Here is a 21,774-nt window from a genome sequence, read left to right on the forward strand (position 1 = left end):
CACTAATTTTTAAGTATTGGAAGATTGGTGCAATATTAAAACACTGTAATTCTATTGTTTTTCTTGTAATAGGTGGCTAATATTTATTTTTTTAAGCTTGTGTCTTTGCCTAAATGTAGTATTTCGTATTTCTATAAATACAAGTCCATAACCTAACGGAGACTCTGCCATTAATAAAATATTAGGAATATTAACTCAAATTTGTTTTATTTGATAAGTAAAAAGTAACCAAATCCAAATTAAACTTAATGAAATCCTATTCGATTCAAGAAATAAATGAAATTTTAAAAGGAGTAATTGTCGGTAATACATTCCATAACATCACTGCTCCTGAACAACTTGAAGTTGCTAATGAGACCGAAATTTCATTTATTGGAAACAAAAAATACGAAAAGTTATGGACTACCTCCAAAGCTTGTGTTGCTGTTGTAAATGAGGATATTTCGATAGAACCTGGAGAAAACAAAGCATTTATAAAAGTAAAAAATGCTGATTTAGCCATGTCTCAAATATTAGAGCTTTTTGCTCCACCTACTCCACTATTTCATATCGATATTCATCCAACAGCGACAATTGATAAGACTGCAACTATTTGCAATAGCGCTCGAATCGGTGCGGGTTGTTATATTGGTCCAAATGTTATCGTGGGCGACAACACTACTATTTATCCAAATGTGACTATCCTTGATGAATGTACTATTGGAAAAAACACAGTGATTTGGTCCGGAACAGTAATTAGAGAGCGTTGCCATATAGGTAATGATTGTATTATACACCCAAACGCCACTATTGGTGCAGATGGATTTGGTTTCCGCCCAGATCCACAACGCGGTTTGGTTAAAATTCCACAAATTGGAAATGTAATCATTGGAAACAATGTCGAAATTGGTGCTAATTCTTGCGTTGATAGAGGAAAATTCAGTTCAACAGTTTTAGGAGATGGTTGCAAAATTGATAATTTAGTACAAATAGGACACAATAGCAAATTAGGAATGTTTTGTATTATGGCTGGAAACAGCGGATTAGCAGGGTCAGTAACGCTAGGAAACGGCGTTATTATTGGCGGAAGCGCCTCTATTAAAGACCATACTACCATAGGTGATGGCGCTATTGTAGGTGCAGGTTCAGGCGTAACAGGAGATATCCCTGCAGGAAAAACAATGCTTGGTTATCCAGCAGTTGAAGCTCGTGATGCTCTGAAACAATGGGCTATATTAAAAAGACTCGTAAACGAATCTAAAAGTAAATAATCACATATTATTAAATTCATAAAAAAACAGAAGTAAAATTCTGTTTTTTTTCATTTAAAAGCAAATTTAAATCCTATTTCTTTCTAAAATCATAAAGTTCATTTAGTAGGATTTTGTATTTTAGCACAAAAATTTTAAATATCATTTCATCATGGATTTGAACTTCAACAAAAACGAAGACCACAATAAATTATTACTTTCTGCTTTACGCAAAAAATTAAACATAGTACAACTAGGAGGCGGTGAAAAACGCATCCAGAAATTACATGCTGAAGGTAAAATGACAGCGAGAGAACGCATTGATTATTTATTGGATCCAAAAGCAAAAGCAATAGAAATTGGGGCATTTGTAGGTGAAGGAATGTACGCCGAGCACGGTGGTTGTCCATCAGGTGGTGTAATTGTTAAGATAGGATATATTAGAGGAAAACAGTGTATTGTCGTAGCTAATGATGCTACCGTAAAAGCGGGCGCTTGGTTCCCTATAACAGCTAAGAAAAATTTACGCGCGCAAGAAATAGCAATGGAAAACCGACTTCCAATCATTTATTTGGTTGATAGTGCTGGAGTTTATTTACCACTACAAGACGAAATTTTCCCTGACAAAGAACATTTTGGACGCATCTTTAGAAACAACGCTCAAATGAGTAGCATGGGAATTACCCAAATTTCAGCCGTAATGGGAAGTTGTGTTGCCGGTGGCGCTTACTTACCCATTATGAGTGATGAAGCTTTGATTGTTGAAAAAACGGGAAGTATCTTCCTTGCGGGAAGTTATTTAGTAAAAGCTGCTATTGGTGAAAGTATTGATAATGAAACTTTAGGTGGAGCAACGACGCATTGTGAAATTTCAGGCGTTACGGATTATAAAGCTAAAGACGATAAAGATGCACTAGACAAAATAAAAAATATAGTTGACAAAATAGGTGATTTTGACAAAGCAGGGTACAGCCGTATAAAAGCAGAGAAACCAGCATTAGACGAAAAAGAAATCTATGGCATTTTACCAAAAGCACGAAATGAACAATACGATATGATGGAAATCATCAATCGTTTAGTTGATAATTCAGAGTTTGAAGCATACAAAGATGGCTACGGGCAAACCATAATTACTGGTTATGCTAGAATTGATGGTTGGGCAGTAGGAATTGTAGCTAACCAAAGAAAAGTAGTTAAAACAAAGAATGGCGAAATGCAATTTGGAGGTGTAATCTACTCTGATAGCGCTGATAAAGCAACTCGTTTTATTGCTAATTGTAATCAGAAAAAAATTCCTTTGGTTTTTGTTCAAGACGTTACCGGATTTATGGTGGGCTCTAAATCAGAACATGGCGGAATTATAAAAGATGGCGCTAAAATGGTAAATGCGGTGAGTAATTCTGTAGTGCCAAAATTTACTGTCATCGTAGGGAATTCATACGGCGCCGGAAATTATGCAATGTGTGGTAAAGCCTATGATCCAAGATTAATCTTTGCATGGCCTAGCGCAGAACTAGCAGTTATGGGCGGAACACAAGCAGCGAAAGTATTAGCACAAATTGAAGCTTCGTCGCTTAAAGCAAAAGGCGAAGTCGTAGATGAAACAAAAGAAGCAGCGTTATTTGATAAAATAAAAGCCAGATACGATGAGCAAGTTTCTCCTTACTATGCAGCATCGCGATTATGGACTGATGCAATCATTGATCCTTTAGAAACAAGAACTTGGATTTCTTTGGGTATTGAAGCAGCAAACCACGCTCCTATTGAGAAAAAATTTAACTTGGGCGTAATACAAGTGTAATGCAATAATAGGAAAATATTTATATAAAAAAGGCATTTGTTTATTTAGACAGATGCTTTTTCGCTATTTATAAAGAGCTATACTAGATACTCTCCAAAATCTCTTTGCGTTTTACTTTCCCATTATCCGTTTCTACAAATTTTGACACAAAAAAAACATCTTTTGGTTTTTCGTATTTATCTAGGTCATCAAAAATAGCATCATCAAGATTTTGTTTTTCTCCTTCGATAACTAAAACTAGTTTCTCACCTAACACTTGATCCGGCATTCCTGCAACAAAAAATCTTGCATTAATTTTTGAAGTAAGCTTATCTTCAATTTGCTCCGGAATTAATTTGATCCCGCCACTATTGATTACATTATCGATCCGACCCATTAAAACAAATTGACGATCTCCAACTAACTTTATTAAATCGTTAGTTACAACTGATTCAGCTGCTATTCCTGGAGCATCAATTACCAGACAATTTCTTTCATCTTGCGCAATATTTATATTTGGTAACAAAGAAAATACTTCTTCTTTTATATTCTTCGCAGCAATATGAGTAAGCGTTTCAGTCATACCATAAGTTTCAAAAACTTGTGTTTTTAAAGTAGATAATTCCTTAACTAGTTCATTATTAATTTTGCTCCCTCCAATAATTAATTTTTTAACATTTTTGAGCTTTCCTATTGAGTTTTGAACTTGCATAGGTAGCATCGCTACAAAATCATATTTAACATCACTTTTCACGACAGGATTTGAACTTGGCTCTACCAAGTCCATATCAAGACCTAGAATAAGACCTCTTACAAACATCATTTTACCAGCTATATATTTACAAGGCAAACAATGTAATACCTTATTTCCAGGTTGTAAATCAAAGAAATTACCTGTGGCAATTGCAGAGTTTACCATCGCTTGCTTTTCAATTCTAACAATTTTAGGCGCTCCCGTTGTGCCCGATGTTTTCAGCTCGACATATGATTTAGAATCAAACCAATCTAATATAAAGTCGCCCATCGCTTTTTCGTAGATATCACCTTCCTTAATAAAGCTATATGCAATACGACACAAATCATTACGTTTGAGATGATACCCATTCAATTTAAATAGGTTATGAACATTATTATAAGTTATTGTACTGGTCATCATTTTGTAGTATATTATTTTGGAGATAATTGAAAGGCTCAATTTACAAAATTTTCCCAAGTAATTTATCTTTCCAGTTGCTCCAATTGTACTTTTTACTAAAAATAAATAATAGGATAGGAAAAACAATGATAACCGGAAAAATAATATCAAATCCTGCAGAAGGATCCGATATATCCTTAAAAATTGAATGCGTTTGTAATGCTGACCAATCAGAAGTAACGAGTAAAGCTCCCACTAAATTATTAGCGGCATGAAATCCCAACGCGAGTTCCATACCTTCATCCATCAACGTAATTATCCCCAGGAACAAACCAGTTCCTATATAGTAGATCATAATTATGGGTCCAATTTTAGTAACTTCAGGATTAAACCAATGCATACCTCCAAAAATTAGCGAAGTCATAAGCAACGGAAACCATCTGTTTTTAGCGAGATTAGCAAAACCCTGCATCAAATAACCTCTAAAAATAAATTCCTCACAACTGGTTTGTATCGGAATGAAAATAATCCCAATTAAAACCAAAAAAGCAAATGGAATGGGTTTAAAATTAAATACAAAATCACCTGGACTAAAATAATAAGCTAAAAGCGTCGAAATTATAGTAAAAGCTGACCAAAGCAAAAATGAAAATACTATCCTACTCCAATCGACCTTTTTTCGCGATGTGGTAATCGACTGCAAACTTTGATTATGCAAATTACGAACAACAAAAAAAATACCTACCATTGTGACAACAAACGAAACCATCACAAGAAATAAGGTCAGGTTCGAATCAAAATACTGCATTACAGCTTCATTGCTAGTAGGATATGATTTTGTATTTGCAAATGAACTATAAAGCAAAGCAACTAAAAACACTAATTGTCCAAGAAATGATGCAAAAATGATCAACAATGAACCCCAAATATATTTTGAAAACCTATTCCCTGGCTTAACACCCTGTTCTATAAACATAATTTTTTGTTTAATTTTATACGTACTTCGATAAACAAACCTTACTTTTGTTCGACGAAAAATATTTATTTACTAAATACCAGCCAAATATAAAGTAATATGATACAAATATACCATAATTCACGTTGTGGCAAATCTCGAAATTGCGTCGCATTTATTGAAGAATCGAAATACGAATATGAAATAATTAATTATTTAACAAACCCACCTACAATGGAAGAATTAAGTATAATTATTGAAAAGCTAAAGATTAAACCAATTGATTTAGTTCGACAAAAAGAAAAAATTTGGGTTGAAAATTTTAGAGACTTAAATTTAAACGAACAGCAAATCGTTCAAACGATGATTGAGAATCCAATATTAATTGAAAGGCCAATCGTCATCTTAGGCGACAAAGCAATCATCGGAAGATATTTAGAAAACGTTTCTGCCTTTTTACCTTAAAATACCCATTAAACTATTAACATTTATTTGTGACTTTTGGTTTTAAACCAAACACATTTTCTGAAATCTAACAAAATTAACTAATGTTTATAAAAATGAAAAAAATAAAATCTGCTTTAATTCTAGCTCTTTTTTTAACTACTATTTTTAGTTTTGCGCAACAGCCACCGATGAAACCTAAAATTAAAATAACAGGGAAAGTAATCGAAAAAGTAAGTAAACAACCACTTGAGTATGCAACTATTACTTTTTTACTTCCAAATAATCCAAAACCTGTAGCAGGTGGTATTACAAATCCAAAAGGAGAGTTTGATATTGAAGTTAATCCTGGCGTTTATGATATAAAAATTGAGTTTATATCTTTCAAAATTAATGAAATCAAACAAAAAAGTTTAAAGACTAGCACGAGTTTAGGTTTGATAAGTTTAGAAGAAGATGCTAATCAGTTAAACGAAGTTGTTATTCGTTCTGAAAAAACCACTGTCGAAATCAAATTAGACAAGAAAGTATATAACGTAGGGAATGACCTTATGGTAAAAGGTGGAACAGTAAGTGACGTTTTAGACAATATTCCTTCTGTTTCTGTAGATGTGGAAGGAAATGTAAGTTTACGTGGTAATGATAATGTAAGAGTACTTATTGATGGAAAACCATCAAACGCGATTAATATTGCTGAAGCTTTACGCTTAATTCCTGCTGATGCTATCGAAAAAGTGGAGGTTATTACTAATCCATCTGCTAGATATGACGCAGAAGGCGGTGGTGGTTTATTAAACATTATATTGAAAAAAGGAAAAAATCAAGGTTTAAATGGAACTTTTATAGCTTCTACAGGATATCCTGAAACCTATGGTTTAAGTGGAAATTTAAATTATAAATCAAAAAACTTCAATCTTTTTACTACTCAAGGATACAGCAATCGTAATAGTCCAGGTAGCTCGATAACTAATTCAGAATATTTGAATTCAGATAATTCTACAAGAAACTACATCTACGAAAACAGGGAAAACGAAAGAAATAATAAAGGATATAATGGAAATTTTGGAATTGAATTGTATTTAAATGAATCTACTTCTTGGACAAATTCATTAAACTACAGAAAAAGTAATGGAGATAACGTTGATAACGTTTTGCAAAATTATTATGATTCAGGTTTTAATTATGACTACACGAGAAACCGAATCAATGACGAGATTAGCGATAGTGAAAATGTAGAATTTGCCACTAATTTCATGAAAAAATTCAAGAGAGATGGTCACAAATTGACTATTGACGGTTCGTTCTCTTCTAATGATGATGTGAATGACGCTTTAATTACAGATACAGCGACGAATAGTAATGTGTTAAAATTAGACAAAACTATTAATAATCAAAATCAAAAAAGAAACTTAATTCAAATGGATTATGTTTTACCTTTTGGAAAAGGAAGTCAGTTTGAAGCAGGATACCGTGGTGATTTTTCAGATTTAGTTACTGATTACCAAGTGGAAAACGATGGGGTTATCAACAATAACTTTACCAATACATTAGAATATAAAGAGAAAGTAAATGCACTTTATACGCAATACGGACAAAAAATCAATAAATTCTCTGTTCTTTTTGGTTTGCGTTTTGAAGATTCAAATATCGAAATCAATCAATTAGCTACAAACGATTACAATACTAAAAAGTATAGTAACTTTTTCCCAAGCGCATTCTTCACTTATGAAATATCAGATCAAAGTAGTGCTTCTGTAAGTTATAGTCGAAGAATACAAAGGCCTAGAGGTCGTATGCTGAATCCTTTTAACAGTTTATCTAGTAACATCAATATTTTTGTGGGAAATCCGGACTTAAATCCAGCATTTTCTGATGCGCTTGATTTTGGATACATCAAAAGATGGGAAAAATTGACATTCAACACTTCGTTATATGTTAATAAAACAACAGATGTTTTTCAATTTGCAAGAAGAGAATCAGGTGCATTCGTTAACGGAACTCCAGTAATTATTAGCTCACCAATTAACTTAGCAACTGAGTATAGAACTGGATTTGAATTTACATTAAACTATTCTCCTTATAAATGGTGGAAATTAAATGGAAACTTCAACTTATTTAGAAATGAAACTCAAGGTATATTTACCTACACTGATTTTAACAATAACGTAAATGTCCAAGATTTTGGTAATGTAGCGACATCTTGGTCTTCAAGAATAACTTCAAAGATAACATTGCCGTACAAAATTGACTGGCAAACTAATGCAAGTTATAATGCACCACAAACAAGTGCTCAAGGTAAAAGCTTAGGTGTTTTTGCAGCTAACTTAGCGTTTAGTAAAGATGTTTTGAAAGATAAAGGAACACTATCGTTCAATATTAGTGATGTATTTAATTCTAGAAAAAGAATTACTGAGAATTATCTTCAAGGAGTTGTAAGTTCATACAGCGAAATGCAGTGGAGACAAAGACAATTTAGTCTATCATTCACATATCGTTTCAACAAACCTAAAAACGAGAGAGAAAGACCTAGACCAAATCAAAACGATAACGAAGGTGATTTCCAAGGATAAAACAAATACGGGCTTCAGAAATGGAGTCCTTATTTTTACAAAAATCCCAAAAATATATAGGCACAAAAAAAAGGACTCATTTACATGGGTCCTTTTTTTATTTAACAAACAGTTTTAAACTGCTTGTTGTTCTTGCTTCTTTTTTTCTCTTTTCTCTTTATATGCTTCCCAAGTTGCGCCACCTACCCAATAGGATACGAAACTTACTAAAAAAAACATTAACCAGAATCCTATTGTAAGAACGGTTAAGAAAAGTAAAAAGCCTAAATACTGTGAAAATTCAAACATGTTTTCCGGAATTTTTGAATGTAAGTACAAATGTAAGTTTAAATAGTTTTCATACCAATAAAAAAGCATAAAAACTATCAATGAATTTTTATAAAAAAGGAATTATCCGTATTTTTGAGCTCAGAATTTGGAGCTATTCCCGCTGTACACTCCAATCTTTTCTTTTTTAAGAAAAAAAGAAAAGGATTTCCATTTCCATCGGGGCTAAAAGTATAATAAACTACATATTTATAAATAACAACGACATGAAATTCAGAATAGAAAAAGACACCATGGGTGAAGTGCAGGTTCCTGCAGACAAATATTGGGGCGCACAAACTGAACGTTCTAGAAACAACTTCAAAATAGGATCTTCAGCATCAATGCCTAAAGAAATCATTGAAGGTTTTGCTTATCTAAAAAAAGCTGCTGCATATGCTAATTGCGATTTAGGAGTATTGCCAACAGAAAAAAGAGATGCAATTGCAGCTGTTTGTGATGAAATACTTGCCGGAAAATTAGATAATGAATTTCCATTGGTAATATGGCAAACAGGTTCTGGGACACAAAGCAACATGAACGTAAATGAAGTTGTTGCTAATCGTGCTCAAGTGTTAAAAGGTTTCAACATTGGCGAAGGCGAACAATTCATTAAAGCAAATGATGATGTAAACAAATCACAATCTTCTAATGATACTTTTCCCACAGGAATGCACATCGCTGCTTACAAAGCGGTTGTTGAAGTTACCATTCCAGGTGTTGAAAAACTAAGAGACACTTTGCACGCTAAGGCTATTGAATTCAAAAATGTTGTAAAAATTGGACGTACGCATTTAATGGATGCTACACCGCTTACCTTAGGTCAAGAAATTTCAGGATATGTAGCGCAATTAAACTACGGTTTAAAAGCAGTTAAAAACACGCTGGCTCACTTATCAGAAGTAGCTTTAGGAGGAACAGCAGTAGGAACTGGACTAAATACACCAGAAGGCTACGATGTAAAAGTAGCTGAGTATATCGCTGAATTTACAGGACATCCTTTTGTAACTGCTGAAAATAAATTTGAAGCATTAGCAGCTCATGATGCAATTGTAGAATCTCATGGTGCTTTAAAACAATTAGCCGTTTCATTAAACAAAATTGCTAATGATGTGCGTATGCTAGCTTCAGGACCACGTTCAGGAATTGGAGAAATAATAATTCCAGAAAACGAGCCTGGATCTTCAATTATGCCAGGAAAAGTAAATCCAACACAATGTGAAGCCTTAACTATGGTTTGCGCACAAGTGATGGGTAATGATGTTGCTATTACCGTTGGAGGAATGCAAGGTCAGTATGAATTGAATGTTTTTAAACCATTAATGGCTGCAAACTTTTTACAATCGGCTCGTTTATTAGGAGATGCATGTCTTTCTTTTGATGAACATTGCGCTCAAGGTATCGAACCAAACTACAAACGCATCAAAGAATTAGTTGATAATTCATTAATGTTAGTTACTGCTTTGAATACTAAAATTGGTTATTACAAATCTGCTGAAATTGCTCAAACAGCGCATAAAAACGGCACAACTTTAAAAGAAGAAGCAGTTCGTTTAGGATACGTTACTTCAGAAGATTTTGATGCTTGGGTAAAACCAGAAGATATGGTAGGAAGTTTGAAATAAAACGTAGTAAATTCCAAAAAAATCCCAAATTCCAATTATTATATTTTTGGAATTTGGGATTTATTATTTTGGAACTTGGAATTTCAAATATTAAAATTTCAACTATACGTGCAGTGCTCTATTATCTGTAGCGGCTAATGCAGCTTCTTTTATAGCCTCCGCAAAAGTAGGATGCGCATGTGACATTCTAGAAATATCTTCGGCAGATGCTTTAAATTCCATTGCAGTTACTGCTTCTGCAATCAAATCAGCACAACGAGCACCAATCATGTGAACTCCTAAAACCTCATCGGTTTTTGTATCAGCAAGAATTTTTACAAATCCGTCTAAATCTCCTCCTGCTCTCGCACGACCTAACGCTTTGAAAGGGAAACTTCCTGATTTATAATCTACACCAGCAGCTTTTAATTGCTCTTCTGTTTGTCCAACTGCAGCCACTTCTGGCCAAGTATAAACAACGCCTGGAATCAAGTTATAATCAATATGTGGTTTTTGACCTGCTAATATTTCAGCAACCATAGTACCTTCTTCTTCCGCTTTGTGTGCTAACATTGCACCACGAACTACATCACCAATTGCATAGATATTAGGAACATTAGTTTGTAAATGATCGTTTACTTCAACCATTCCTCTATCCGAAATTTTTACTCCAGCATTTTCAGCATTCAATCCTTCTGTATAGGGACGACGACCAACAGAAACTAAAGAGTAATCTCCTTGTAAAGTGATTGTTTCTCCTTTAGCATTTTCTGCTTGAACTACAACTCCATCTCCATTTCTTTCTACTGATTTCACTTTATGCGAAACGTAGAATTTCATACCTTGTTTTTTTAATACTTTAGTCAATTCTTTAGACAAAGAAGCATCCATTCCTGGAATAATTCTGTCTAAATATTCTACTACAGAAACTTGTGCTCCTAAACGTAAATAGACTTGACCTAACTCAATACCAATAACTCCACCACCAATAATAATTAAGTGTTTAGGTACTTCTTTCAATTTCAACGCTTCTGTAGAAGTAATGATTCTTTCTTTATCTAATTTGATAAATGGTAAAGAAGATGGTTTAGAACCTGTAGCAATAATTATATTTTTAGCCTCAATAGTTTCTGAAGTTCCATCAGCTTTAGCAACCGCAACATGCGTAGCATCAACAAAAGAACCTAAGCCTTCAAGAACAGTAATTTTATTTTTGTCCATCAAAAATTTCACACCACCAGAAGTTTGGTCAACAACAGCTTGTTTGCGTGCAATCATTTTTTCTAAATTTACTTTTACTTCACCAGAAACTTCGATTCCGTGATCTGCAAAATGTGAAATTTCACTATAATGGTGAGAAGAGGCAAGCAAAGCTTTAGAAGGAATACAACCTACATTTAAACAAGTTCCACCTAAAGTAGAATATTTCTCGATAATTGCTGTTTTAAAACCTAGTTGCGCACAACGAATTGCTGATACATATCCTCCAGGTCCTGAACCTATAATGACTACGTCAAATGAACTCATAGTAATTTATTTTAGTGTGTTTTTATAAAATGTTCCACAAAATTAAGGAATTAAGTTTTGTTTAAAGTTTAATTCGCGAGGTTTTTTGTTAAGAAAATGCATTCAGTAACAAATGGTTATAACACAATAGAATACAAATAAAATTATCAGTATTACAAATTCCAAAATCAGCTACAAACAATCAAGTTTTAAATTATTTGTAGCTGATTTTTAATATTGTTTTGTAACTATTAAAGTACAATGACTGTCGTATTTTTGACTTCATTGATCATAAAAGTACTGTGTGTACTTCCTATATGTTCTAAAGTGGTGAGTTTAGTAACCAAGAATTCTCGATAGGCTTCCATGTCTTTTACGACAATTTTTAGAATATAATCATAATCACCGCTTACATGATGGCATTCTAAGACTTCCTTTAGTTGCACGACTTGACTTTCAAATTTCGAAATAAACTCTTTAGTATGTTGGATCAGTTTTAGATGGCAAAAAACAACAAAACCTTTCTCGACTTTAGAGCGATCAACTAAAACTACATATTTATCTATTATGCCTTCCCGTTCTAATTTTTTGATTCGCTCATAAACTGCAGTTACAGAAAGGTTCAATTTGAGAGAAAGTTCTTTGGTTGTTTTCTTACAATCCGATTGTAACAGGAAAAGTAGGTTTTTATCTATTGCGTCTAGCATCATTTTTTTTGGATTTAAATTGAAATAAAATCTATACAAATCTTATTCTTCAGGTTAATTTAGAAAATAAATTTACAATTTTATTATTTAATAGTTTTAAAATCTAATGTAATACAATAGTATTGATTAATAATCTTAAATACTTTTATTTTGAATCGACTTATCAACAACGAAAAACCCTTGTCCTGATCAGCGGCATCCTTTTATTAGCGATAGCAAATAAAAAATATAGCGAATAGCAGGAAATAGCTCCAAAAAAAATAGATATGAAAAACTTCAATCCCGCAGACAATATTCAAGATTTACAATACTTTGGAGAATTTGGTGGTGTAAATCCATCCATTTCCGACTCATCAACTTACACCTTTCTTTCGGCAAAAACTATGTTTGATACTTTTGAAGGAAATATGGAAGGATGTTACTTGTATTCTCGCCATTCTTCGCCTAGTAATTTGTATTTAGACAAAGCTATGGCAGCGATGGAAGGAACAGAATCAGCTAATGTTTCGGCATCAGGAATGGGAGCCATCACGCCTACTCTACTACAATTATGTGGAACTGGCGATCACATTGTTTCAAGCAGAACAATATATGGGGGAACTTATGCTTTTTTAAAGAATTTTGCTCCAAGATTAGGCATTAAAACCACATTTGTAGATATTACAAAACTAGCTATTATAGAGAATGCCATCACTCCAAATACTAAAGTTTTATACTGTGAAACAGTGAGTAATCCTTTGCTTGAAGTGGCTGATATTGAAGGTTTGTCTGCAATTGCAAAGCGCCATAACTTAACACTTGTGGTTGACAACACTTTTTCACCCTTATCGGTTTCTCCAGCAAAACTAGGCGCTGATATCGTGATTCACAGTTTAACAAAATACATTAATGGAAGCAGTGATACTGTGGGCGGAGTAACTTGTGCATCACAAGCATTTATTGACAGTTTAAAAAATGTGAATAGCGGTGCTAGCATGTTGTTAGGGCCAACAATGGATAGTATGCGTTCTGCCAGTGTAATGAAAAACTTGCGTACACTACACATCCGTATGAAACAACACAGTCATAATGCTATGTATCTGGCGGAACGTTTCGAAAAAGACGGATTGACAACCGTTTATCCAGGTTTAGAAAGTCATCCGAGTCACAAATTGTACAAAACTATGATTAATCCAGAATATGGTTTTGGAGGAATGATGACGCTAGATGTAGGAACTTTGGCAAAAGCGAATGCTTTAATGGAATTAATGCAGTCTAAAAACTTAGGGTATTTAGCCGTGAGTTTAGGATTCTACAAAACACTATTTAGCGCTCCAGGAACCTCAACTTCAAGTGAAATTCCAGTAGATGAACAAATAGAAATGGGATTGACGGATGGTTTAATCCGTTTTTCTATAGGTTTAGATAATGATATCGAAAGAACCTACCAGATGATGAAAGCTTGTATGGTCGAACTGAAAATTATAAATAATTAACCAACTATATTTTAACCAAAACCTAAAAGCCTGTATGCTCAATCATACAGGCTTTTTTTATAGTAAATCAAACTGTTTTTATACGCTACAAAATTGCTTTCATTAATTTATTTAAAAAAAATCAATTCTTATGCAACCACTTGCACAATATTTTTTCTAAATCCAATTGAATAATTGGTTTTGGCAAGTAATCATTCATACCTGCTTCCAGACATTTTTCTTTAACTCCAACCATTATTCCCGCAGTGATTGCAATGATGGGAATATTTTCAGAATGATCAAACTTTCTAATTTCTTCTGTGGCTTCATATCCATTTTTATTTGGCATCTGAATATCCATTAAAATCACATCAGGTTTTTCTTTTTTATAAAGTGCTACAGCCTCATTACCATCATAAGCTTGTAAAACAGTACAATTAGAAATAATCCTTTTGACTAATGTCTTTGCTAAAAGCATATTAATCTTATTATCCTCCACAATCAGCACTTTTTTATCACTTAGTGTAACTACAGTTTCAGATGTACAGCTTTCAATAATTTCACTAAGACTAGCCTCTTTCACTTTTTTATTCTTTACTTTCTTTAATTTAATTGTAAAATAAAAGTCACTTCCATCACCATATTTACTAATTAATTCTAATTTACTATCCATTAAAGCTAAGAGCTGATTTGAAATGGATAATCCCAATCCTGTACCGCCAAATTTCCTGTTAGTAGAATTGCCCTCTTGCACAAATGACTTGAATATCTTTGCATTATTAACCGTTTTAATTCCAATCCCGGTATCTTTTACAGAAAAATTAAGAGTAGTCCATTTTTTTTCTGATGAGGGAATTTCATTAATATCCATTCTAATCTCACCAAAATTGGTAAACTTTATCGCATTACTTAATAGGTTCACCAATATTTGTTTTAATCGAACAGAATCAGTTAAAACAAATTGTGGAACTGATTTTTCGATGTTGAGAATTAAATCAATATTTTTTTGCTTGGCTTGAAAACTAAACAGATTAATAATTTGATTCGTTAATTTATGAAGATTTACCTTTTCTATATCTAATTCTAATTTTCCAGATTCAATTTTGGAGAAATCCAGAACATTATTAACTATTTGCATCAATGAATTGGCAGATTCATTGATGGTAGTCATATATTCGGATTGATTTTTCTTAAGATCAGACTTCATTAGTAAATGTGTAAAACCAATAATACCATTTAATGGTGTTCTAATCTCGTGACTCATATTAGCTAGGAAATTAGTTTTAGCTTTACTTGCGGATTCCGCTAATTCTTTAGCTTTTAGTAACTCCATTTCCATGACCTTTTGTTCTGTAATATCAATAAAACTAATTACAATTTCAGTAATATTCCCAGAAACATCAATATCAGGAAATCCATTAATTAAGTGCCACGCAACTTCATCAGTTAATTCATGTTTCACCCCTATTATGAAATTTTTCAGAGGTTCTTTACTTGCAATTATCTGATTTACAGGGCAATTATTCACATCCATAACAGAATTATCTTCGTTCAAAAACTGACAAGTTGCATCATAGGCTGTAATACCTACCATTCGATCGTAAGTTAAACCTATTAATTCGGCCGCCTTTTTATTTGAAACTACTATTGAACTGTCAGGAGCATAAACAACAATTCCCGCATCAAGATTATTTAATAAACCACGATAGCGTTCTTCACTTTTAAAGAGAGCATTGTCTGACTGCTTAGCGGTAGTAATATCGCGACACAGGCATATAAAATGCATGTTCTTTCCTATACTTTCTTACATAGGAGCTACAGAGAGTTCAAACCAATGCAACCCATTTTCTAATTGTAACGTATATTGCCTCCCAGATGAAAATCCTTTTTCTGAAGCTTCGTGTACGGCTGACAAACATAAATTAGCTGCATCAGAAGGTAATATTTCGGTGAAGTTTTTCCCTAAAAACATACTAGCTGGTATTGCTAATAAATCATTTCGACTAGAATGGTAATTATAAATTTTACCTTCTAAATCTACTTCAAACAATAAGTCTGGAATAGCGCCAAGGATGGCTTCCATTTTTTTATGCATTTTCGTAAACTCGTCATTTATCATTTTGCGTTCACTTATATCTCTTACAAAGGCAACAATCCTACCATCTACAATCATTTTTGCTGTAATTTCGACAGCAATTAAAGATCCATTTTTATGAAGCATATTACGTTCCAGCATAGTTTGCTCACCACGTAACAGCTCTTTGTACATTATTGGTCTTACCTTAAGTTCTTCAGGACTGTATAAATCTGAAATGTTTTTTGTGCAAAGTTCTTCTTTAGTGTAACCTAACAAATTACAAGCGCTTTCATTGACTTCAAGTAAATCTCCTGAAACATTATTAGTAAAAACAGCATCTGAAGCTTGATCAATAAGGCTTTTGTATTTCTCTTCACTGCTGATCAACTGCTTTTTAACGTTGTACAATTCTGTAATTTCAATCATAGCTCCGTTTAAGCGGACAGCTTTTCCATCTTCATCTCTTGAGATGATTCCTCTTGCATAAAATAACCCATAACTTCCGTCTGCTTTTGGGAATCTAAACTCATCGGACCATAAATTTACAGAATCCCTATATGAGTAATCCAGTTTTTCAGTAACACGCGCTCTATCGTCTAGATGAATCTTAGATCGCCATATTTCTCGATATTCATATCCATTACTTTTTGCACTACCAAAACCAAAAAGATCAATAAAATTTTTATTATTCCAGCTTTCTCCGGTCACTAAATCTAATTCAAAAACGGCATCCTTAGTAGCAGCAGAAATCATTTCATATCTTTCGTTTGCAATTTTTATCTTTTCTTCTGCTTTTTTTAATTCAGAAAGATCTAATCCCATTCCTACAATCCTTTTTTTGCCTTTATATTCAAAATATTGAGAATTTATATAAAAAGGAATTTTATTTTTATTTTTTGTAAAGAATTCAATTTCTGTTCCTGCAGTATCTCTTTCGAACACGTTTTCTATTCTTGCTTTTATTTTATTTTTTAAATCATCGTCAAAAAAATCAAGCGGATTCATTTGCGCTAATTCATTTGCACTATAGCCAGAAACTACCTCGAAATTTTTATTCCAGTTCATGATAACGCCATTTTCATCATAGAGATAAAAAATACCTGGAAGATTATTAATGATCATTTCTGAGAATTTTTTCTCTTCTAAAATTGCTTCTTCGGCAATCTTACGCTCGCTAATATCAGTTATAGTGCCTACGTAGCCTACAATCTCATTTCTAAAATTTATTTCTGGAATAGCTTGCCCCATCACCCAAGCTATTGAACCGTCTGGGCGAACAAAACGATACTCTTCTATTGATGAGCTTTTTGTAGTTGTAGCTAGTTCCCATTTCTGAAAGATTGTTTTTCTATCGTCCTCGTGCACCGCATTAATCCAACCATTTCCTATTCCTTCTTCAAAAGTCAGTCCTGAAATTTTGCACCAAAATGGATTAACATAAGTAGTAAAACCAGATGGATCAGTTCTAAAAATTCCTACTGAAGAAAACTCAGTCAAAGTGTGATATCTTCGCTCACTTTCTACAATAGCTTCCTCTGCTTTTTTGCGTAAAGCTTCTTTTTCAAAAATTTCTAATGCAAAAGAAATATCGTTAGTAGCTCCTTCTAGCAAGATTATTTCTTCAGAATCAAAAAAACATTTTTCACCAGAATAAAAACAAATCACTCCTATTACTTTCCCGAATTTTTTTATTGGTACCGCCATTAGAGATAAATAACCGCAAAATAAAGCTTCATTCCTCCATGGCAACATACTAGGGTCAGTTTCAATATCATTACAAATAACATATCTGTCATCTCTAATCGCGCAGCCAGCAGGACCTCTACCTAAAACCTCATCGTCTATTGATATAGAATTAATTCTAGCAAAGTATTCATAATCACTTCCTGCAACTTGAACGGGAATTATTTCTCTGGAACTTTCATCAATCACACCTATCCATGCCATTTTAAATTTACCGGTGTTTACCGCAATGTTGCATGCCTCATTATAAAGTGCTCTTTCATCAGTTGTACGTACGATCATCTGATTCATCTGACTAATAAACGAATAAAGTCTATTGGTTTTAATGATTTTCTGTTCTGCCAAAATTCGCTCAGTAACATCCGTAACAATGCCGTGGCAAATTACTGTTCCTTCAGGCTCAACTATTGGTAGAGAATTCACGTTATGCCATACTAATCCTTTTTCAGGATGAAAATAACGGTATTCTACTTTTAGTGGAATTAATTTCGTTTTAGTTTCCTTTATACTGAATACAACTTGATCTAAGTCTTCAGGATGAATATTCTCAAAAATTTTATTAGCATTATTCTCAATCTCAGGAAATGTTAATCCATAAATTTCTTCAACAGCAGTACTAGCATAAGGAAAACATAATGAACCATCAGCGTTTTGACGCATCGAATAAATCAAACCTGGCGAAGTTGCCGCAATTTTAGCAAATTTATCTTTCCATGGGCTGTTTTTGCTTCAGTTACATCTTTTAAATTTGCGATTATGCCTCCCACACTCTTGTCTAAAATTCTATTATTTAGAATTCCTTGAAGCCAGATATAATGTCCTTTTTTATGTTTTACCTGAAAAACTACATCTATCGGAATACCAGGATTATCTGCTGACTGCTGAATCTTTGTTTTTACATAATCTAAAAAATCAGGATGGTAATAAGTACTACTAGAGATTCTTTTAAACTCTTTGTCAGAATATCCCGTAATTCGTGACGAAGAGGCGCTTCTAAAAAGAGTCTTTAGGTCTTTATCTATTATCGTGATAATACCTTCATTATATTCTACTAACTTCCTGAAGCGTTTTTCGCTCTCCACGATCAGCTCTTCTGCATTTTTCTTTGCTGTTATGTCTTTAACAAATCCGAGGAACCTATTTTCTGATAGTTTTATTACATCAAGAAAACACCACAAAACTTCAGCAGTTTTGCGAATAATTTTCATTTCTCCCTTTAAAACACCGGTTGTCTCAAGATCTTGTACCATACTAGTCAATTCATCGTCTTCCTCTTTTGGAGATAAATCTCCAAATTTCATTTGCAAAAGCTCCTCTTTAGAATATCCAGTCAATTGTACTGCAGCGTAATTAACCTCTAGATAATTTCTACTCCCGTCAAAAACAAAAATGCCATCAGGAGCATTCTCTACATAATTTTTAAACTTAGAATTCCTTTCTTGTGTAATGAGCTTTAGCCGATACTCAACTACTGCAGCTTCCTGAGCTTTTATTGCTTGCTCAGTAATTACTTTCTCAGTAATATCTTGCGTGTTACCTCTTATTGCAGAAACTAATCCGTTATCATCAATAATAGGTATCACAATAGCATTTAGCCATTTTTTTATATTATTTGATAGAATGATTTCTTGTTCAACTTCAAATTGCTTTCTATCTTTAATAGCTTGTTCGATTTTTTTTAAAAAGAAGGAAGCATCTTCTTTTGAGAAAAGATTTAAAAACTCGTGATACAAATTTTGTTCTTGCTTGACTTCAATATTATAGAGTTGGTAGAGTTGATTTGACCAAATCATTTCTTTAGTAACCAAATTTAATTCCCAACTGCCAATTTTAGCAATTTTTTGGGCTTCATTTAGTAATCGTTCATTAGCAATTAAACGCTCATTATTCCTTCTTTCTTCAGTAATATCTCTACCAATAGCATATAAAAAATCTCCTACTGGAGATAATGTCATAGTCCATTCTACGGTTACAATTTCTTTATTTTTTTTAACATATCGATTTTCAAAATTCATTGAAGATTTCGATTCTGATAACAGTTGTGCTTCTATAGCGGTTTTTTCAACATCTTCAGGATGTAGAAATGATCGGATCGGATTTGCTAATAATTCCTCCTTAGTATAACCCAAAATCTTTATGAAGGCGGGGTTAATCTCTTTAAAAAAACCATCTAAATCTACTACACATACTAGATCTTGAGATCCATTTTGGTAGAAGTCAAAGTAGCTGCGGAATTGCCCTTCCTTTACAAGTCGGTTTATTTCAGATTCTTGCTCATCAATTTTACGCAGTAGAGAGTCGTTAGAAAGTTTCTCGTTGTTCATACCTATCCATTTCTTGTAGAGGATAAAAGTAATAAATTATCAATAAAAAGTTTTAATCGCTCTAAAAGTAAAATATAACAAAGTTAATTCTTATCGAAATTCGATTTTCAAAGTCAATTAAGGCACCTAATAAGAAGTAAAAAAGCGCATTAAACGAATGAAAACAACACTTAAAAGCAACTTTAAGAAGGATTTAAGCGGCATTTAAACACTTTAGAATAACTGTTTAACCTCTTTTATGCACAAGTGAATAAAAGCAATGTTTTTAGTAATTAGTTAGCCTTATCAATGTATGATAACAACATCAGCAAAACCCTAAATTGTATGTTTTAATGATTGAAAATAGTAGAATTAATAGGTAAAGCAGCCCGAAACGTATTAAAAAAAGGCTTAAATTAGCTAAGCATTTGACATTCTTCAAGTGAAAGTCTTTAGCCTGGTGATGTCTGTTCTTGGATACCAATTTGATGTAGTCAATACCGGTCTACCACCTAAAAAATAAAATAATGAACAGAAAAATAATAATAACAGCCCTACTTTTTATTGTAACTATGGTAAACTCTCAAGAAAAAATAACAACAGAACCTATTCTTACTGGAGAATCTGCTAGGAAAATTGTACAGCGCGCATTTGAACAGGCAGAAAAAGACAGATTATTCGTAACTATCACTGTAGTTGACAAATCTGGGCAAACACTAGCGGTATTGAGACATCATAACGCTGGAGTGCATACTGTAAGGGCAAGTTATAAAAAAGCTTATACCGCTTCTTCTCAAAAAAGGGAAACTGCGGAAATTGCTAAAGGACTTAAAAACGGTAGTATTCCAGAGGATTTCAGATTTCTAGATGAGAATATTTTAGCGATGGATGGAGGAATCCCAATTTATATTAATGGGAAAGTAGTAGGTGGTATTGGCGTTGGAGGTGCTCATGGAGACGAAGATGTTCGCATTGCAAAAGCAGGATTATATGGATTTTAAATGTATTATTTGTAATTTTTGTAATTAAAATGGACAATCGCTTAATTATATTTCGTAAGCAATACAACTGATTATTAAGTATACAGCTGCTCTTTTATTCTTTGTTTTAAATTTGTTTAATTTTTTGTTAAAAAGATTAAACAATTAAAATAAATAGCTATCTTTGAGTATCTTAATTAATTTAAACTTAAAACACAAACTATGAAATTAGTAAAAACAATTAGTGCGTTTGCACTATTAGGAGCAATCGTTACTTCATGTGGTGAAAAGAAAACAGCTGATACTACTGATATGGCTGACACTACAACAGTAGCAATGGATACAATGGCTGTGGCTGAAACTGGAACTATTGTGGATGTTGCGGCTGGAAATGCAGATTTTTCAACGCTTGTAGCAGCAGTTAAAGCGGCTGGCTTAGTTGAAACATTGAGCGGAGCAGGTCCATTTACAGTATTTGCACCTAATAACGCTGCTTTTGATAAACTGCCAGCTGGAACAGTAGATAGTTTATTGAAGCCTGAGAATGTTGAAATGTTGAAATCAATTCTGACATATCATGTAGTAGCGGGAAAATTTGACGCGGCAGCTGTAATCGAAGCAATAAACGGGAACAAAGGAAAATACACTGTTACAACTGTTCAAGGAGAAAAAATTGATTTGAGTTTAAAAGATGGAAAAGTAATGTTGACTGACGCAAAAGGTGGTATGTCAGCAGTTATACTTGCTGATGTAGCAGCATCTAACGGAGTGATTCATGCAATTGACACCGTTATTATGCCAAAATAACGTTTTGTTTATTTATTTTGTAAAAACCGTTGCAACATCATTGTGCAACGGTTTTTTTTTGTATCAGAATAACTGTAAAAACAGGTTAATTTATTTTTAACATGTTAATTGCGTTTTTTTCGATCTGTGACAAAAAAATGATGCTATGAACTACAAACAGTAATTAAAAGTCCC

At 33.2% G+C, this 21,774-nt stretch carries 16 protein-coding genes; 8 read left to right on the forward strand and 8 right to left on the reverse strand.

Features of this window, described 5'->3' with window-relative positions; all coding sequences use genetic code 11:
- Positions 1–248: 248 nt before the first annotated feature.
- Together lpxD and LNP27_RS13065 are read left to right on the forward strand one after the other, a co-directional pair.
- Entirely contained in the window at positions 249–1,250 is a 1,002-nt protein-coding gene (lpxD, locus tag LNP27_RS13060; protein ID WP_229942081.1) for a UDP-3-O-(3-hydroxymyristoyl)glucosamine N-acyltransferase, read from the forward strand.
- A 151-nt stretch (positions 1,251–1,401) separates the two neighbouring features.
- Complete coding sequence (locus LNP27_RS13065; protein ID WP_229942082.1) at positions 1,402–3,030, forward strand: acyl-CoA carboxylase subunit beta; 1,629 nt, start codon at positions 1,402–1,404, stop codon at positions 3,028–3,030.
- A gap of 82 nt (positions 3,031–3,112) precedes the next feature.
- On the opposite strand, the gene LNP27_RS13070 is transcribed toward LNP27_RS13065, so the two are convergent.
- Both LNP27_RS13070 and LNP27_RS13075 read right to left on the reverse strand, forming a co-directional pair.
- On the reverse strand, positions 3,113–4,165 hold the full coding sequence (locus LNP27_RS13070; RefSeq protein ID WP_229942083.1) for an AMP-binding protein: 1,053 nt from the start codon (positions 4,163–4,165) through the stop codon (positions 3,113–3,115).
- A gap of 40 nt (positions 4,166–4,205) precedes the next feature.
- On the reverse strand, positions 4,206–5,120 hold the full coding sequence (locus tag LNP27_RS13075) for a CPBP family intramembrane glutamic endopeptidase (RefSeq protein WP_229942084.1): 915 nt from the start codon (positions 5,118–5,120) through the stop codon (positions 4,206–4,208).
- A 99-nt stretch (positions 5,121–5,219) separates the two neighbouring features.
- Here LNP27_RS13075 and LNP27_RS13080 point away from each other — a divergent pair, with 99 nt between their 5' ends.
- Together LNP27_RS13080 and LNP27_RS13085 are read left to right on the forward strand one after the other, a co-directional pair.
- Positions 5,220–5,564: an ArsC/Spx/MgsR family protein gene (locus LNP27_RS13080; RefSeq protein ID WP_229942085.1), complete on the forward strand. Its 345-nt coding sequence runs from the start codon at positions 5,220–5,222 to the stop codon at positions 5,562–5,564.
- A 95-nt stretch (positions 5,565–5,659) separates the two neighbouring features.
- Complete coding sequence (locus tag LNP27_RS13085; protein ID WP_229942086.1) at positions 5,660–8,113, forward strand: TonB-dependent receptor; 2,454 nt, start codon at positions 5,660–5,662, stop codon at positions 8,111–8,113.
- Between the two features lie 114 nt (positions 8,114–8,227).
- Here LNP27_RS13085 and LNP27_RS13090 read toward each other — a convergent pair whose 3' ends face one another.
- A complete protein-coding gene (locus LNP27_RS13090; protein WP_229942087.1) occupies positions 8,228–8,401 on the reverse strand; it encodes a hypothetical protein in 174 nt (57 codons plus the stop codon).
- Between the two features lie 245 nt (positions 8,402–8,646).
- On the opposite strand from LNP27_RS13090, the gene fumC reads away from it, so the two are divergent.
- The gene (fumC, locus tag LNP27_RS13095) at positions 8,647–10,044 is read left to right on the forward strand and encodes a class II fumarate hydratase (RefSeq protein WP_229942088.1); all 1,398 of its coding nucleotides are present in this window, start codon (positions 8,647–8,649) and stop codon (positions 10,042–10,044) included.
- A 102-nt stretch (positions 10,045–10,146) separates the two neighbouring features.
- Here fumC and lpdA read toward each other — a convergent pair whose 3' ends face one another.
- Together lpdA and LNP27_RS13105 are read right to left on the reverse strand one after the other, a co-directional pair.
- Positions 10,147–11,550, reverse strand: coding sequence for a dihydrolipoyl dehydrogenase (lpdA, locus tag LNP27_RS13100; protein WP_229942089.1), 1,404 nt, complete (start codon positions 11,548–11,550; stop codon positions 10,147–10,149).
- 230 nt (positions 11,551–11,780) lie between these two features.
- Positions 11,781–12,239, reverse strand: a complete 459-nt coding sequence (locus tag LNP27_RS13105) for an Lrp/AsnC family transcriptional regulator (protein WP_229942090.1) — start codon at positions 12,237–12,239, stop codon at positions 11,781–11,783.
- A gap of 263 nt (positions 12,240–12,502) precedes the next feature.
- Between LNP27_RS13105 and LNP27_RS13110 the strand changes: the two genes are divergently transcribed.
- Entirely contained in the window at positions 12,503–13,711 is a 1,209-nt protein-coding gene (locus LNP27_RS13110; RefSeq protein ID WP_229942091.1) for an aminotransferase class I/II-fold pyridoxal phosphate-dependent enzyme, read from the forward strand.
- Positions 13,712–13,832: 121 nt separating this feature from the next.
- Here the strand turns inward: LNP27_RS13110 and LNP27_RS13115 are convergent, their stop codons facing one another.
- From LNP27_RS13115 to LNP27_RS13125, 3 genes are read right to left on the reverse strand one after another with little or no spacing between them, the layout of a single operon-like run.
- The gene (locus LNP27_RS13115) at positions 13,833–15,476 is read right to left on the reverse strand and encodes a PAS domain-containing hybrid sensor histidine kinase/response regulator (protein WP_229942092.1); all 1,644 of its coding nucleotides are present in this window, start codon (positions 15,474–15,476) and stop codon (positions 13,833–13,835) included.
- A gap of 18 nt (positions 15,477–15,494) precedes the next feature.
- Positions 15,495–18,170: a PAS domain S-box protein gene (locus tag LNP27_RS13120; protein ID WP_229942093.1), complete on the reverse strand. Its 2,676-nt coding sequence runs from the start codon at positions 18,168–18,170 to the stop codon at positions 15,495–15,497.
- Positions 18,171–18,178: 8 nt separating this feature from the next.
- On the reverse strand, positions 18,179–19,834 hold the full coding sequence (locus tag LNP27_RS13125) for a PAS domain-containing protein (RefSeq protein WP_229942094.1): 1,656 nt from the start codon (positions 19,832–19,834) through the stop codon (positions 18,179–18,181).
- A 506-nt stretch (positions 19,835–20,340) separates the two neighbouring features.
- Between LNP27_RS13125 and LNP27_RS13130 the strand changes: the two genes are divergently transcribed.
- Entirely contained in the window at positions 20,341–20,814 is a 474-nt protein-coding gene (locus LNP27_RS13130) for a GlcG/HbpS family heme-binding protein (protein WP_229942095.1), read from the forward strand.
- 201 nt (positions 20,815–21,015) lie between these two features.
- Complete coding sequence (locus LNP27_RS13135) at positions 21,016–21,600, forward strand: fasciclin domain-containing protein (protein WP_229942096.1); 585 nt, start codon at positions 21,016–21,018, stop codon at positions 21,598–21,600.
- Positions 21,601–21,774: the final 174 nt, after the last annotated feature.

Source organism: Flavobacterium galactosidilyticum (genome assembly GCF_020911945.1).
Classification (GTDB): Bacteria; Bacteroidota; Bacteroidia; order Flavobacteriales; family Flavobacteriaceae; genus Flavobacterium; species Flavobacterium galactosidilyticum.